The sequence below is a fragment of the Thiorhodococcus minor genome (assembly GCF_010820565.1).
Lineage (GTDB): Bacteria > Pseudomonadota > Gammaproteobacteria > Chromatiales > Chromatiaceae > Thiorhodococcus > Thiorhodococcus minor.
Map to the genome: position 1 here is coordinate 1 of NZ_JAAIJQ010000358.1, position 414 is coordinate 414.

Here is a 414-nt window from a genome sequence, read left to right on the forward strand (position 1 = left end):
GATGGTCAGGAGTCCTTGCGCCAAATCGACATCCGCACGATCGAGCATAAGCGCTTCGCTCACCCGCAGGCCCGTGACGGCCAGCAGGCCAAACAGCGTCGCGTAGCTGCAGGCCCTCAAGCCGTTGGCGGAGGGCAGCTCGGCGGCCGCGCCCAGCAGCCGCTCGATCTCCTCGTCGCTGTACAGGTACGGGGAGTGGCGGTGATAGCGCTCAGACAGCAGGCCATCCGCCGGGACCTCGGTGCGCGGATCGCTCACGCGGCGCCAGCGGGCGAAGCCGCGGACCATGCCCAGGCGTCCCGCCCAGGTGGCTGGCTGCGCGTCGGTGGGTTGCTCGGCCCAGCGAACCGCCAACGCCTGGGTGATGTAGGGCGCCTCGTTGGCATCCAGAAAGGCGACAAAGTTGCGCAGCAA

The 414-nt window shown here is 68.8% G+C and carries 1 pseudogene; it reads right to left on the reverse strand.

Annotation, left to right across the window (positions count from 1 at the left end):
• Window positions 1-414 (reverse strand): annotated as a pseudogene (locus tag G3446_RS27320) (hypothetical protein); the annotation flags it as partial.